The sequence below is a fragment of the Shewanella donghaensis genome (assembly GCF_007567505.1).
Classification (GTDB): Bacteria; Pseudomonadota; Gammaproteobacteria; order Enterobacterales; family Shewanellaceae; genus Shewanella; species Shewanella donghaensis.
Genome location: NZ_CP041783.1, coordinates 2,416,695 through 2,432,381 on the forward strand (window position 1 = coordinate 2,416,695; position 15,687 = coordinate 2,432,381).

General features: G+C 37.4%; 17 protein-coding genes. 1 reads left to right on the forward strand and 16 read right to left on the reverse strand.

Going from position 1 to position 15,687, the window contains the following annotated elements; translation table 11 throughout:
- Positions 1-17: 17 nt before the first annotated feature.
- The 14 genes from FPK91_RS10300 to FPK91_RS10365 all read right to left on the reverse strand — a co-directional run bounded on the left by FPK91_RS10300 (position 18) and on the right by FPK91_RS10365 (position 11,039).
- Complete coding sequence (locus tag FPK91_RS10300; protein ID WP_144211090.1) at positions 18-665, reverse strand: TadE family protein; 648 nt, start codon at positions 663-665, stop codon at positions 18-20.
- Positions 666-697: 32 nt separating this feature from the next.
- Entirely contained in the window at positions 698-1,129 is a 432-nt protein-coding gene (locus tag FPK91_RS10305; protein ID WP_227006729.1) for a tetratricopeptide repeat protein, read from the reverse strand.
- A gap of 53 nt (positions 1,130-1,182) precedes the next feature.
- A complete protein-coding gene (locus tag FPK91_RS10310) occupies positions 1,183-1,533 on the reverse strand; it encodes a DUF192 domain-containing protein (RefSeq protein ID WP_227006730.1) in 351 nt (116 codons plus the stop codon).
- Entirely contained in the window at positions 1,523-2,386 is an 864-nt protein-coding gene (locus tag FPK91_RS10315) for a type II secretion system F family protein (RefSeq protein WP_144211094.1), read from the reverse strand. The genes FPK91_RS10310 and FPK91_RS10315 overlap by 11 nt, the downstream gene beginning before the upstream one ends.
- Positions 2,387-2,394: 8 nt before the next feature.
- The gene (locus tag FPK91_RS10320) at positions 2,395-3,246 is read right to left on the reverse strand and encodes a type II secretion system F family protein (protein WP_144211096.1); all 852 of its coding nucleotides are present in this window, start codon (positions 3,244-3,246) and stop codon (positions 2,395-2,397) included.
- Complete coding sequence (locus FPK91_RS10325) at positions 3,243-4,967, reverse strand: ATPase, T2SS/T4P/T4SS family (protein ID WP_144211098.1); 1,725 nt, start codon at positions 4,965-4,967, stop codon at positions 3,243-3,245. The genes FPK91_RS10320 and FPK91_RS10325 overlap by 4 nt, the downstream gene beginning before the upstream one ends.
- A 12-nt stretch (positions 4,968-4,979) precedes the next feature.
- Positions 4,980-6,245, reverse strand: coding sequence for a type II and III secretion system protein family protein (locus tag FPK91_RS10330; RefSeq protein ID WP_227006731.1), 1,266 nt, complete (start codon positions 6,243-6,245; stop codon positions 4,980-4,982).
- 41 nt (positions 6,246-6,286) lie between these two features.
- On the reverse strand, positions 6,287-7,183 hold the full coding sequence (gene cpaB, locus FPK91_RS10335) for a Flp pilus assembly protein CpaB (RefSeq protein ID WP_144211102.1): 897 nt from the start codon (positions 7,181-7,183) through the stop codon (positions 6,287-6,289).
- Positions 7,184-7,196: 13 nt separating this feature from the next.
- Positions 7,197-7,400: a hypothetical protein gene (locus FPK91_RS10340; protein WP_144211104.1), complete on the reverse strand. Its 204-nt coding sequence runs from the start codon at positions 7,398-7,400 to the stop codon at positions 7,197-7,199.
- Between the two features lie 2 nt (positions 7,401-7,402).
- Positions 7,403-8,074 carry a hypothetical protein gene (locus tag FPK91_RS10345; protein ID WP_144211106.1) on the reverse strand — a complete coding sequence of 224 codons (672 nt, stop codon included), beginning with the start codon at positions 8,072-8,074 and terminating at the stop codon, positions 7,403-7,405.
- A gap of 4 nt (positions 8,075-8,078) precedes the next feature.
- Positions 8,079-8,945, reverse strand: a complete 867-nt coding sequence (locus FPK91_RS10350; RefSeq protein ID WP_144211108.1) for a hypothetical protein — start codon at positions 8,943-8,945, stop codon at positions 8,079-8,081.
- The gene (locus FPK91_RS10355; protein ID WP_227006732.1) at positions 8,945-10,348 is read right to left on the reverse strand and encodes a hypothetical protein; all 1,404 of its coding nucleotides are present in this window, start codon (positions 10,346-10,348) and stop codon (positions 8,945-8,947) included. The genes FPK91_RS10350 and FPK91_RS10355 overlap by 1 nt, the downstream gene beginning before the upstream one ends.
- A gap of 33 nt (positions 10,349-10,381) precedes the next feature.
- Positions 10,382-10,690: a pilus assembly protein gene (locus FPK91_RS10360; RefSeq protein ID WP_144211110.1), complete on the reverse strand. Its 309-nt coding sequence runs from the start codon at positions 10,688-10,690 to the stop codon at positions 10,382-10,384.
- 76 nt (positions 10,691-10,766) lie between these two features.
- Positions 10,767-11,039, reverse strand: coding sequence for a Flp family type IVb pilin (locus tag FPK91_RS10365; RefSeq protein ID WP_144211112.1), 273 nt, complete (start codon positions 11,037-11,039; stop codon positions 10,767-10,769).
- A 221-nt stretch (positions 11,040-11,260) separates the two neighbouring features.
- On the opposite strand from FPK91_RS10365, the gene FPK91_RS10370 reads away from it, so the two are divergent.
- Complete coding sequence (locus tag FPK91_RS10370) at positions 11,261-13,093, forward strand: hypothetical protein (protein WP_144211114.1); 1,833 nt, start codon at positions 11,261-11,263, stop codon at positions 13,091-13,093.
- A 180-nt stretch (positions 13,094-13,273) separates the two neighbouring features.
- Here FPK91_RS10370 and FPK91_RS10375 read toward each other — a convergent pair whose 3' ends face one another.
- Together FPK91_RS10375 and FPK91_RS10380 are read right to left on the reverse strand one after the other, a co-directional pair.
- On the reverse strand, positions 13,274-14,779 hold the full coding sequence (locus tag FPK91_RS10375; protein ID WP_144211116.1) for an OmpA family protein: 1,506 nt from the start codon (positions 14,777-14,779) through the stop codon (positions 13,274-13,276).
- Between the two features lie 188 nt (positions 14,780-14,967).
- Positions 14,968-15,417, reverse strand: coding sequence for a hypothetical protein (locus tag FPK91_RS10380; RefSeq protein WP_144211118.1), 450 nt, complete (start codon positions 15,415-15,417; stop codon positions 14,968-14,970).
- Between the last annotated feature and the right edge of the window lie 270 nt (positions 15,418-15,687).

A 15,687-nucleotide genomic window follows, 5' to 3' on the forward strand; every position in this document is an offset into this window, starting at 1 on the left:
GTTGACGTCTATTATATTTACAATCTAAAAGGTGTTTGCATCCTCATTAATCCTTGTGACACCATCGACAAATATATATCTCCAGTTGCTTGACCTAGGGCACTACAAACCAACTGCTCAGGTCCTGGCACATACAAAATAGAATTAACAATCTCCTCAATAACATAATTAGCAAAAGGCACGATTAATTTCTGACACCAACGGACTTCAATCTGCAATAAGTTGGCATCCTGAACATTTAATTTCCTTCCTTGACCCACATCTTTTAAAGCCGGGTTACGGTACATTAAAGTATTGTTCGGAATTTCATTAACATAACCTTGTGTATATCGAGCTCTGATTTTAAATTCATCAAATGTTGCTCTATCAGGACTTAATATGGTCACTTCACTTTGTAAAGCTACTGCAATACGGGACGCCGCTACAGCCTCAAGCGTGTCAGAAATATCAGTTCCATGAGCAAATAACGGCATCATTCCTGCTGCCAAACCTTTCTTTATCTCACTAAGATTTCCGTTATGTAATGTACCTGCCCTTACAGCATTAATAGTGGCTGCATCTAGCGTGCTTTTAGCGGAATAAATAAAGCCCCACTGTACAATGAGCATCATGGTTACAAGAATTAAGGGCATCAAAAAAGGCAGAGCTAAGTTAAACTCAACCATACTTTGACCTTTTTGAAAGCGCACTAAAGACCTCATAATGCTGCTTGTATTTGGCTGTCAGATTTACGCGGCTCTTGCTGCAATTTATTTAATGCAGCTAAAAGCGCGTTAATTTGTCGCCCTACGGGAGTATCTAAATTACCTTTTCTTGATGCCGTAGATAACACTTGAGTAGACTGTTTTATTCTGACTAAACTTATGTTATACCAAGCTTTTTGATTTTCAGGATCTAATTCTAAACATTTACTATAGGCAGCAATTGCCGCTTCTTGCCTGCCAGTTCTGGTATATATATTTCCTAAACGAAACCAGGCTGGTGAATAATTAGGTACACTGGCTAAAATCTCGAAATATAAGCTTTCTGCCTTATCTAACATTGCCATTTTATAAGCTGATTCAGCTTCGGATTGCAATATCATTATTTGCTGATTACCTTCAGGCTCTTTGGGTGGTTCAGAACTCACACAACCGCTTAACATTAAACTCGTAATAATTAATATTAATAAAAAACTCTGTCTTACCATGACAATATATCTCCTTTTTTTATATTATTTTTGTCAGCTGCCCCAGCTGCTATTTCTAAAACTTTTGAAGCTCTAAAACACCCTGTAATCCGAGTTGGTTTCATTACTTTTATTATTTTGATGACATAATTTTTTTTATTTAAAAATATGACATCAATTGCGTACTTCATGCCAAAAGTATGAACTGAATTACAAGGGGTAATTAATAAACCTTGTTCGATAGTTAAAGGCTTGCTCCCTAATAAACCACGCATTCTTGATGGTGCGGTATCAGCGACTTTGACATCACTAATACTGTTTCCGTTTTCATGAGTTATGCTGACGGTTCTCATATTAAAGCTCATACATAAATTTCATTGCAATAGGGAATGCCAGAATCATAAAGGTCACTGGGAAAATAAATATAATGAGTGGAAACACTAATTTAACTGGCGCTTCTAAGGCCTTTTTCTCTGCCCGTTGAAAACGCTCAACTCGTCGTTGATCGGATTGAATTCTTAATGTTTGACCAAGACTTGCCCCCGTTCTTTCTGCTTGTGCTAAAGCACTTACAAGGCTATTAATTTCGGTCACTTGAACTCGCTCGGCCATATTTCTAAAAGACTGCGCACGTGACATACCTGCACGCATATCACGGATGACTTTCTCAAGTTCGATTCTTAATGGCCCATCTGGGCCTCTATCTACAGCTTGTGATAAAGCACCCGTCATATTTAAACCTGCCTCAATCGACATAGTTAAATAATCTAAATATACAGGGAGTGATTTTACGATTAAGCCTTGACGTTTTTTCCGTAAATCATTTAGCGTTAATACTGGTAAAAAATAACCAATAACAATGGCAATAATTAGGTAGTTTACAGTGACACCATCAAGTAAAAAACCGGTTACAATACATAAACCTACGGAAAATATTGTACTTATCAGACGAATAGCAAAATATTGCTCCGCTGTCATGATGTACGATAACCCTGAAGTTTGTAGTTTTTTAGAGATTCGCTCAAGATAATCTACGCTAAGATTTTCACTCACGTAATAAGCTAAGATACGCACCCAAGGCCAAATTATTTTTAAACCTGGCGAGATAGGATCCATAAATTCGCGATTATCCGCAGGAACTTTTCTATATATTCTTATGCAACTAACAACCAGAAAAACAACAGCAATTGTATAGCAGGCTACAATGAGATTGACCATAATTATCCTTAAACGTCTATCGCCACAATTTTTCTAATCGACATATAACCACAAGTTAGCATGATTGCAATCACCACCATTAATGCCCACCCCATAGGTTCTGTAAGTATTCTCCCCATTGAAGTTGGTTCCATGTGATACAGAACAAAACCAATGAAAAGTGGTAGTAAAGTCATTACAACACCTTGCATCTTGCCTTGGGACGTTAGCGCATCGATCTTTCCTTCCATTTCAATTTTTCGTCTTAATGTACTCGAAAGTCGTAATAACACCTCAGCCAGGTTACCCCCGACCTCTCTAGATATTTGCATTCCAGCGGTAACTAATTGGAATTCGTCTTCAGGAATCCTTACCAACATATTATCTAACGCCGTATTAAACTCGACACCTAAACGCTGTTCACGCAGAAATAACTGAAACTCTTGCTTCATCGGAGACTCCATTTCAACGGCCATAAACTCAATAGCACTGGTGACATTGGCTCCAGACTGCATCGAAGTTGCAACCATATTAAGTCCATCAGGTAGTTGGTGAACAAATTTACGGCGTCGCCTTTTATGCAAAAACTTATAAGCGAAGCGGGGCACTATCGCTAAAATGATACTGATAATGATACCAATAGCCCAAGAACCCAAAAATATTCTTAATAAAATCGGCAATGAAAACAATGTCAGCATATTAATAAGAAATAACTGTTTAGGCTCAATAAACAAAAACATATCTGATAGATTTGTTCTTGCTGATGTGGTGAACGTTTCTTGGTATTTTAATGCGAATTTTGCAGATAAATGCTTAACTGACCACACCAATAAAGATATGGAGAAAAATGCGAGTATGGCAGCAATAATCACCGTACTCATCTTTCACCGCCAATATCGAAGATATCAAGCTTGATTTTAACACCACGTTTTTGTAGCTGTTCGTAAAACTCAGGAACGGTACCAGTAGCGGTATAATGCCCTTCAACCTTACCTTCAGTATTAAAGCCTGTTTGTTGAAACTTAAATATTTCAGAAAGTTGAACTACAGTTCCCTCTAAGCCTGTCACTTCACATATGCTTGTTACTCTTCTTGAACCATCAGAGAAGCGCGACTGTTGAACAATAATATTCACAGCCGAAGTGATTTGTTCACGGATAGCAAGAACAGGTAAGTCCATCCCTGCCATCATCACCATCACTTCTAATCTAGATATACAGTCTCTAGGTGAGTTTGAATGGGCTGTTGTAAGTGAGCCATCATGTCCAGTGTTCATTGCTTGAAGCATATCTAAAGCCTCACCACCACGACACTCACCAATAACAACCCTATCTGGTCGCATACGAAGACAGTTTTTTACTAAATCTCGGATTTCAACCGCCCCTTTGCCTTCTTGATTCGGCGGTCGCGCCTCAAGTGCGACTAGATTTGGTTGGTAAAGTTGTAGTTCCGCTGCATCCTCTACTGTAACAATGCGCTCTTTATCCGGAATAAAGTTTGATAAAACATTTAATAATGTTGTTTTACCTGAACCTGTTCCGCCTGAAATGACAATATTCCTTTTTTGTTTTACGGCCATCTCTAAAAATAATGCCATCTGATGGTTCATCGAACCAAAATTGACTAGATCATTACAACTAAGCCTTTGCTGCATGAATTTTCGAATGGTAATACATGGGCCTTTCAGGGCAAGAGGAGGAATAACAGCATTAACTCGAGAGCCATCTTTAAGTCGGGCATCAACCATTGGAGAACTTTCATCAATGCGTCGACCAATAGGCGTTACAATTCTTTCTATCGCGCCTAATACCGCTTGATCATCTGAAAAGGCGATATCGGATAAAAACAAGTTACCGGCTTTTTCATAGAAAATTTGATCATGGCTGTTTACCATGATTTCAGTCACTTCAGGATCAGCAATTAATCCTTCAAGAGGACCTAGCCCTATTGTTTCATCGAGAACTTCTTTCGTTAAAGCTTCAATATCAATATCATTTGGAATTTTCATATTCAAAATGATTTGCTGTATCAATTTTTGGCTCTGAGTTCTGAGTTCATCATCGCTCATTTCATTTACGTTCACTCGACGTAAGTCCATTAACTTAAGTAATTCACTGTGAACTTTACGGCGCCATTCATTGCGAATCTGAATTTTTTTAATTATTTCAGGGTCAGCTATTGTTGAGGCTTTTTCAACTGGAGCTTCTGAATACTCAGTAACACTTAAAGTCTCTTTGCCTTCATCTTCAATTGTTATTTGAGGTTCTATCGAAAAATTATTAACTGCTGCAACAGGAGTTCTTACTGGATCAGAGCTTTGAACTCTAATCACATAATCGCCAATTTGAACCTTATCAGTTAATGATAAAGGTCCAAAGTTGTCTTCTTTAACATCGTTAACTCTTATACCTGTACGACTTTTATTATCTGTAACAAATATGCCAGAATCGTCCTGATGAAGCGTTGCATGGTTTTTCGAGACTTTAAAACCACGCAATTGAATCAATTGACTTGTATCTTTACCTATTAGGCATTCCGAGTGAATACATTGAAACTCACCAACCTTAGTGCCTTTAGTGGTGCTAACCATAATGTTAAACATTGCTAATTCCCTTTAATCTAAGATGTAAAATGCTTCAAGTTTGCTTGATTCATCAACCATCTCTAATCCTCGAGCAAGTTGTTTATCGTGGCTTTCTTCACCTGGGTAGACAACCGTTGGAGTAACAAAAATAACCAACTCACTTTTATCTTCTTTAAAGTTTCGAGATTTAAATAACTCACCCAAGACGGGGATATCACCTAAGAAAGGGAACTTATGAACAATTTTTGACATTTGGCTATTTACGAGCCCGGAAATAACTATCGTTTGGTTATTTTTTACATTTATCACTGATTCCGTTCTTCGTGTGAGCATGCCAGGAATCCCGTCAAAACTTCTTGAAGGATCAATAGAACTAACCTCAGCCATTATGCGGCTCACGATATTCTGTTCATCATCGACTACTGGCTCAATATCTAATTTGATACCGTATTCTTTAAACTCAACATTTACTGCGCCAAGCCCTGTAACACTTTGAACAGGAAACTCACCACCAGCTAAAAATGAGGCAGATTCTCCACTACGAGTTGTAAGATTGGGTTCAGCTAACATTCGAGCATCACCTTTCTCTGACAGCAATTGAATTTGAGAACTAATACCAGTAACGATACCCATATAGCTCCAACCTCGAGTGTCTAATACACCAATACTGCCTGTTACAGCATCTGCTATTGAGTTACTAATTTGGCTACTTGAAGTAACACTAAAAATTGGATTAGCTGTAAAGGCTTTAGCTGCACCGTAAGCAGGGCCAGCCATGGTTGTATCCCACTTAATTCCGATGTTATTTAAAGTCGACTTGTTAAACTCTACAATTTTGACTTGCATCTTGATCATCGGAGCCATCACTTTCGCAAATTTTAAATACTTCACTAAAGAGACAACATTAGGGCCAGCTGCTAATATTTTTTCTAACTGCTCTTTTTGAACTAAATCAGCTTCCCCTTGAACAATTATTAAGCCATCATTTTCTGATACCGTTAAAGAAGGGAATGCAGTTAGCATCCTTTTTACTTTTGCCGTTGTTTTGAGCGTATTATCTTGCGTCACTGTGATACTCATTTTTATGACTTTCCCAGATTTTTGCCATAATTGAAGATCTGTTTCACCAGCTGACTCCCCAATTAAAATAACCGCTTTTTCATCAAGTACTTTTGCGCTAACGATACTTCCGTTACCAACAACAATTCTTTCGATATTTTCGATTTTATATAACTCAACAGCGCCAACATATAATTTAAAAGGCTTATTATTATGTGCAAAGCAATTAAAAGACACTAATAAGCATGCCCAAATAAATATGACTATTTTTAATATTTTCATAGTGATGTATTGTTCTTATATTGACTAAGTTGTTCTAGCATTTCTTTCGGGAGTGGATAAGATTGAGTGGTTGTTTTAATCCCACTACCACCAATTATCATTTCGACACTATTTTCAATATTGTCTTCAGCCATATCAAAAATCTGACCTTCATGTAGTGAGACAAAATCCAGTGAAGTTGATTCCTGCTGATGCCTAAGGAAAGTGACAAATTCACCTTTCTCTCTTGCTAAAGAGACTCTCGCAGCATCCTCAATAGATAAAGCTAAAGTAACTGTACTGTATGCATTAGGGTTATCATAAATCGTATCAACCAATTCCGCGTTAACTTCAATGCTTCTTCTACCTGCAGCTAAAACAGTGACATTTTCTAGGAGTAACTGTAACTTCTGACGAGTTTCATCATTACTTTCATCGCTAAATGCAAGCATCAAATCAATATGGTCTGAAGGTACAAGCATTCCTGCTGTTGAATTAATTTCATCAATATTAATGGTAACTGCACGCTGCCCTTCCTGTAATAAGTCAGAAAACTGCTTAGCCTGCATCCCAGGTAAATATGAGCCGATTAAAGGTCGTCCAGGCGCTAAAGGAGCAAGTAACATTTGCCCAATAACATCATCAAATTGAGATGGATGAATTGCATCTAATGGCAATGTATCAGCTCTGATACGTCTTACAGACATATTTATTTCAGAAATAATATCGCCTTTCCTAAGCTCTTGAGTGGCGACGACCACATCAGCCATAACAATATTATCTTTAGAGAGTTCAGCTCTAATTTGTTCTTCTTTAGTAATAAAATAGTTTTTAGTTGCCCAAGCAGAAACGCCGCCAAGAACTAGTGCAATAACTAATAAAATCCAGTTAAAGTCGAATGATTTAAGTTGCATATTTTTGCCTAGATTAAATTGGGAGAGATGATAAAGATTTGCTATAAGCAAAAGCTGAATACCATTCTTGTAATGCTTCTGCGCATATTTCCATAATATTTTGATTATTTTCAACAGGCGTTAATAATGCAGCTACTAAAGCAGCACTAATAACCAGATACTCAACACTTGCCTGTCCCTTAATCTTTTTTCTAAATTTTATTTGAGAAAAAAACATTTCTAACGTCCTTCCATGACTTGATTAGCTACAATGTATACTTTTGATTTTTTTATATTAAAACTTATGTCTATCAGATCTGCACCTTGACTCATTTGAAGTGCAGCTTTTCCTGCTCTAGTATCTAGCATCCCAGTATTTTCAACCCAACCTCTGCGTTGGTAATATCTTCTATAGAAATGGTAATTATGAGAAAGGCTTTGCCCACTTTGAATAACTAAGGTGTGCCCTTGTTTAAATATGTCAGTTGATTGAATGTCTGACAAAATAGTTGCACCAGGAGGAACCGGGAATGACTTAGTATTTTTTAATACTTCATCTTCATCCATATTCTTGGTTATACCAACAAAAGCAGTAACTCCCTCATAATCTTTATGGATTCTTGCTGTCAATAAAAATGAAGATTGCAAACTATTAATAACATAATCACCATTAAACATTTGAGCATCAAACTTGTCGCTTTGTTTCTGCCATTGCTTTTTAAAAAAACTAGCCATCATCATTTGGCTTTGTTTATCTTTCACAACCCAAGTACGCATTGGGTAGCCGTACATTTTCATATCATCAGCAACGATACTTACTTGTGACGATTCTGGGAATATAATTTCTGGCCAGTCAGTAGAGCTCGCAGCAAAAGAATAGAAACATAAAAATATTAATAACAGAAACCTCATCACCTTAACCTCCACAACTTTCAGTACCATAAGTACAAAGACGATTATCAGGTAATGCATTAGCATCAACGTGCCCTAACCTTAAACTGCTAGGACGAATTTCTTTTGCAAAAGGAATTAGTCCAATTAAACTTTGTGCTGTTTGTATAACTCCGTTATCCATATAATTCGTCAGCACTAAGCGTTTAACCCTATCATTTACATGCATCGGTCCACCTGCGTTCCAACCTGAGGCTAAAATCGCACTGTTATTTGAGAAACTTAAATCAAGTTCATTAAAGGGAGCCATATAATGCTTTTCAAGATTAGTGGTTACTTGAGTTCTGTAAAATTGGTCTCTTTCTAAAGAAAAACCAGTAAACGAAAGAAAACCAACAGCTTGGCCCACTGCCCCAGCAATACTTCCAGGTAAACGTCCACCTCTGCTTTCACGACTAAAACGGTCATATTCATCGTGATTAACAGGTTCATCTTGCGTAGAGGCTACAATTGTATTACTGCGTTCCCCTTGAAAAACTTGGTGTTTTAATAACGGATGAACATTATCGTTCCAACTCCAGTCTGTAGTTATATCGCTTGAAATTTTATGACCATTTTTTTGATAAAACCGCCAAGGAATACTTTTAGCGACCTCTGGTTCAGTTTGTTGAGCGATATAAAGACCACTCCTTGAAGGAAAGCGACTAGGCCGACTCTCCTTCCAAACCGTTCTTTCCCATGCTGTGTAATGTGCAGCTTCTTGAGCTCTGTGTTGTATTCCTGTCATTTTTGACAAAAAGGGGAATAACAACATTATTGGTACAATAACAAAGGAAAAACCCACGATGCTTTCGACTAAAGCTTGACCATGAAGGTATTTTCTAAAGCTCATTACATGGCCCTTGTAAGGAACAACACAACCGATTTCTCAGTGTTTGTTGGCTCTGATAAGCGGGTTTGCCAAAAAGGGTTGTATAGATTGCCATATTCATGACGACCATCTGATCTGGACCATGAGTGAGTCAGAGACATTAAATCATTCGGTCGAGAATAATAAGCCTGAGCCGTTGCTAGTGCAGTTAATCGATCCCCCGATAGTTTTTCATTTTCAGCGGGGTTAATTTGTTCTTCAGCTAGAGGTATTGAACTAGTCGTACGTAAGTCATTTTGTTTCTTCGATATAACCACTGCAATATTATCGGTTTGGTTTTTTTGATACGCACTATTTGAAAGGCCATAAAAAGGCTGTACACCACTGTACATACCTCTAGTTTCTTGTTCTTCAGCAGCTTGCTTTGATGCATCTTTATTATTACGTCGACTTTCTCCCCAATAATCCTTACTGTCGATGTCTTCAATATCGGCTCTATTATCTGTTCTAGTGGCACCCCAGCCAAGCTCGGTTTCACTATAACCACGCCAGCGACAACCAGACCAACTACACCTAAATTTGGATAAATGAAAACTAATCGTGTCCATAGATGTCCAGGATTCAGCTTGGCTATTACCATTAGAAATTAATTCACTTCCTCCTGCCTTAATTGTTTTCCATCTAATAGGGAAAAAGCTCAGACTCCAAGGGAAATTTAATTTATAAGTACGTCTTGCACTAAAAGGGTCTCTAGAGTCTAGAATAACCCCCTTATAATCGTTGAATTGAGTTGCATCATCAGAACTATCGCTACGTGAATGTAGCTTTTGAAAAGTGAACCAAATATTAAAGATATCGTCTGCTAATAATGTGTTTTGCATTAGCTCTAATTTAGCACTGCCATCATTGGCTTCTGCTATTTTTTGTGCAGCAGCAACTGAGCCGGTAGCACCTGCATAATGAACAATTTGTTGCGATAAGGTTAATGCATGTAAAATAGCATTTTCAGCATAAATCAATACCTCAAATACAGGCTGAGCTACTGAATTAATGGCACCTACAGCACTTTGAATCCCTGACAAGACTTGACCTAGATATGGCACCCAACACAATGTATCACATGCATTTTGTGCAAACCGGTCAGTCATATTAAACCACGAAGATAAGCCAACCATTTGCGCTATCGCAACCTGGTTGGCAACTGAAGCACGATTTGTATATGCCTTAAAATTGAAATCTCTGGCTGCAATCGTTGCAACACTATAAGCAGTATTATCTGCAGTGTGCTGTAATTTGGTGCTTTCAATATTTAGCTTTGAAGTATTGTAGCTATATAGCATGGTCATAGCTGCAAATGACATTAGTATCAAAGAAAGTACTAATGATTGCCCCTGCTGTTTTAAGGGCATTGAAATCCTATTCATTATTCTAGTTCATCCATGAATTATTACTAAAAGCTAATCGACAATACCGCCACCGCCAGTATCACCACCAGTACCAGTACCACCAGTTGCGCCATTCGCACCTTCATTGTAAGTGCCTAAGTTATACTGTCGACTCCCTACAATGCTAGCTTGAGCAGCTGAACCTTGCGCTGCTGTAATTTGTAAACTTGAATCTTGTCCTGACATTTCTCTAGCTAAACCAGCTATTTGATTGCGAATAGTCTGACCAAAAAAACTGTAAACACCGATAGAAGATACAGCCATTAGTGCAACAATGATGATATATTCTGTCATACCCTGACCAAGTATTTTATTAGTCATATCAAACTCCTTTTTGATAACAATATTATAATAAACGCGCAATTAAGTAAGATGCTCAATTGCGCGGTCAATATAATTAGTTGCCTGCAGCACTCTTATTTGCAGCTTCATTATAATTACCTAAATTATAATCTTCTGATGCGACATCATTTGCATCAGAAGCTGATGTTTGCGCTGCATCAATTTGAGTTTGAGAGTCTTGACCAGACATTTCGGCAGATAACCCTGCAACTTGGTTACGAATTGTTTGACCAAAAAAGCTATAAACACCAATTGCAGATACCGCAATCAAAGCAACAATAATAATATACTCAGTCATACCCTGACCTTTCTGTTTAATTTTAAACATTTTAAACCTCCATTTAATGAAATATATAAATAAAACGGATGTATGATTTCACACATAGAAATAATTTCAATTATCAGAAGGAATGTAATAACCACAAATTACATACTAATTAACTACCTTTTAATTTTTTTAATAATTAATACAATTGCAGAGTGGCTTATTAATATCCTTTTATGCTTAAATAGCCAGCCCAAATTATTAGCACTTTGTAAGGACACGAAATGCATTTAAAAAAGGTTATTCCTCTAATTATATCCAGTTACTTTTTAACCGCTTGTGGCGGGTCTTCTGATAGTGACACTGCAGCTGAAATTACCCCTCCTGATACGACACCACCTGCAGATATCTTATATAGCCACCAAGTTAAAGGATTAGCGGTTTATCAAGGAGCGTTAGCAGGAGCTAATGTCTGTGTTGATTTAAATAAAAATCTGGCTTGTGACGATGATGAGCCAACTACCACCACTGATAATGATGGTAACTATCAAATCGATTGGAACAGCGCAGTTGAAACACCTGAATACTATTTAATGGCAAATTGGACGACTGCAGCATCTAATGCGCGCCAACCAGCAAAAGCGCTGTCTTTAAACTTCAAAAATCCATTAGCAGTAACAAATACACTAGGAGTCATCGGTGCTGACGGCGTAGGTCAACTCACAGCTTTATCGAAAAATAACGGTGCCATTAACTCGCTAACTTCAATCCAATTAAATCGCACTATAGAAATTAATAACAGTGATTTACCAACCCAAGATGCTACAGCATTATTATCAGAGTTAGACGTATTACTAAGCCGTGTTTATCAACTTAATATAGATGAGCTATATCAAGTTGATGCAGCTAATTCCGTATCTGACAACTTCCTCATTTCAGATGCGCTTTATCTTTATGTTGACCAAGTTGTTGCAGGACAAGTGCCCTCATTACTTGCTGTAGAAAAAATTCTCGGAATAAGTTTCGAAGATTTAAAAGATATGCTTAATGACAGTGATTTCACTATCGAAGAGTTTATAAAAGAAAACCCTATTGCCGCAAGAATAATCATCAGTAATGCCGCTATTGCACTTGGTTTTACTGAAAACCCTTTAGATAGAGAAATCATGTCTCAGAGTGACTGGGATATTGTTTTCAATAATATTGAAAATGAACTCGGCTTTAAAAATACTTATATATTGAGCTCAAGTGTTGGTTTCACCTCTTTCTCACTTCAAGATGACTCTATTAAAAAAATGCTAACAGGCTTTATTGTTAATGATATTGTTTCAGCCTTTGAAATTGACATGTCATTTGTTGAAGATAACTTAGATGATGACATGGCTTGCTGGAACTCTGAAGCACAAGGTTGGATTACTAAAATCTATGAAGACAGCGAGTTAGAGAACCCTGAACCTTTTGTCAACGGTAATACTTATACAACTTATTATGAAGGTACAACAATCCCCATTGAGTTCCATGTTGAAAAGTTCTGGGCTGACGAGACTGATTGGCAAGCGATAATAGAACGTACCCCTACAGCCTTAAAACTTAACAGCCTTACCTGGCCTGAGAGTTTATTTAAAATACAAATAGCTCAAAAAGATGATGTGATATGTCGACAACCTGATGTGAGTTCAAGCTTAACTTATGATTTACCAAATAGTGATAGCCCTCAACTGATAACCACCACAGATATCGTTTCGACATTTTTCAGTAGTGACTACCCGGAATACACTAACATTGATTCTGAAGCACAAGCTTTTACTATTAAGGATTATGACGGAGAAATCACTGCAGTATATACTTGGGAACTATTAACGAGCCCTAGCGATCAGCCCATGATTGAAATTACAAGTGTAAATGTTGACCCGTCAGCACCTTCGCTTATGAATAGCGATTATTATATTCTTGAATATATCGAAGATGAGAATGTTGCTGTTGAGGTCGAGTTATACAAGGCCACTCCGCTTGATGCGATTACGGCCCCTTTAATGGTGACTTATGATGACGATACATTTGAATTTACAACACCGTTATATCAGCACCTTTTAGGCTTAACCGTACAACCGCAATAGTTTAATTTATAAACACTCGATATACCGTTTTCTTGGGTGAACGGTATATCGTTTTAACCTTTACAATAGCTTTTACTAAATGAATAACGACTATAAACCCGCTATTTAAGCAGCCTCACGTTTGTAAAAAAAGACTCCTTTGTTCGACACTAACTACATCCTATTGTCATTCAAAAACAATTACTGCAAAACCAACTCAACCCGTCTATTTTCAGCTTTATTAGCGTCACTGCTGTTAGCTATTTTCGGCGATACTGGGCCTATACCAATTGGCGTAAGCCTTGATTTGTCGATTTTTAAGCTGATTAATTCTTCGATAACGGTTTGAGCACGCGCCTTGGATAATTGAGTATTAATCTCATAACTACCAACATTGTCGGTATGCCCTACTACATAGAATTGTTGCTTAGGATGTAATGTAAGGTACTCAGTTATCGCTGCCAGTGATGCGGTAGACGAAGGTAGTAACTGCGATTTATTAAAAGCAAAGTTAAGTCCATGTAATACCACTCGACCTTTTTGTGTGATTTCGTCATTCAAATATTGTGGGTCTATGGTCACTTTAGCCGTGTTCATTTCACTTTTCTCAACAATATCGACGACAATTTTATTAATATCATTACTGGTTAACGCACCTTCTATCGCTACCAACAAGAAGATGGCTTTATTCGCAGTGGTTAACTTGGCGCTAATAAGCCTAAAATCACTATCTGGGTCATTATTTGTTTCAACAGGGTGAAATCTAAATTTATTAGCGTCTGAAGTATATAAGTCATCAAGTAACGCATGGCCACAAGTTGCCAAGTTGCAGGTGAATAAAATGTCAAAGCCAGCCGCTTTTAGCGCCGATAAATAGTTTTGATAAATCTGTAGGCTTGACTGGCTATTACTTAAATTATAACCGATGGTTGTGCCTTTTCCTTCAACGGTTATAACTGGGGCAACTTGGTTAACTGCCACCCCTGTTGGGATAAACACCTTTTCAAATTCACGCTGTCGATAGTCAGTAATATAAGCCCCTTGATAACGGCTTATTACAGGATGATCGTGACTGCCCTCAATGTCTTCTCTAGCAGCTTTTAAAACGGTTTGTTCGACTTGTACCGATATATTGCGATTAACGCTAACCTGATCTAACAGTAACGCTTCAGGCTCGATGATTGTCTGCTCAATACCGATTATCCCGTCGTAGACATTAGTAATAATCCATTGATAATAAATATCACCTTTATCAGTTGCTCGCTTAGCCACTAAAAAACGAGTGTCATCATCATTATCATCTACAACTAAACTATTGTAATTAGCCCAACTCTGCCAATAAAAATCCAATGGCTGATAACCGCAGAGTTTATCAACACAATCAATCAATAATTCAGCGCCTAACTTTTCGATCACTTGCTTATAGTTTAGGCCAACTTCAAGGGTCGACTTATTCCCTTCCAACAAATAGCCATGAGCGGTTATCTTGCCTATGACTTCAATCAACTCAGTATCTTCGGTGCCAGGCACTACATTGACGGGGACTAATATTTTTTTGTAATGAATAACCCCTGTATCCTTAAGCGTTGCTCCTTCATATCGTGACACTGCAGGGTGATCTTCTTTAGAAGCATAGGCTTGTTGGGCACTAAAAACAGCCAAAGAGCTGATAAAAATGATTATCCCTCTTAAAATCGTTGAAAGCATTACTACATCCTTGTGGTTAAATAAAATCGAGTGAACCTCGATGATTGTATTTATTATTTAGCGTTTTACTTTAAGCTTTATTTACAATTTAAAGGAGAATTGTGATGCTATATAGCCTCAATTGAACGAATTAAAACACCTTAATCACTGAATATAAGCACGCTATATAAACAATTTATTGTCACTGTTTATAGATCAGCAAAATTTTGTGGGTCTTGAGCGATACACCAATCCCAAGCGGCTTGAGTAACAACAGAATCATCACTGCTTTTGTCACCGTCTGCTACTTCAGCCATTTCAAAAGCCAAATCCATTATTTTCTGATTAATCACATCAGAAAAACTATCATTATCCACAGGATAAAAATCAATGATGCTATCACGCACAAAATCAGGTTCATCAGGATTATATTGCACCCCTAAAGCCATTCGATCCGTAGCCGGTGCCATCCTTGAGCATTCATCCCACTGTATATTTTTATTCAACAGCATGTCATCGTCTCTGTTTTCTAATAGTTCACGATAAATATTGCTGTCAAAATGCCACGGTTTGGGTGGTTTTTCAGCTGCTATACTTTGAGCGCAAAAAAATAGTGAGACAATCACTAAAGTGGACTTGAAATTGAAAGATATTTTCATTGGAATGAGGTTCTCAATTTTTTAATTAATATATTCGCTGCGACATCAGGTGCTGCAGTTACTATTAAAATCACAATGTTAACCGCATATTCTCCTTATATTAAGTTCCTTAGCAATTATCAAAAAGAATGTATAAAACTCAAAAAAACTAATAGAAACGTCCTTTATAACTACACCATTCCAGCTCAATTTAATTTAATAATCACGATTTAATACAGGCAATAAAAAACCAGCAATTCTACTGGTTTTTTGTTATTGGATAAGCGTGAA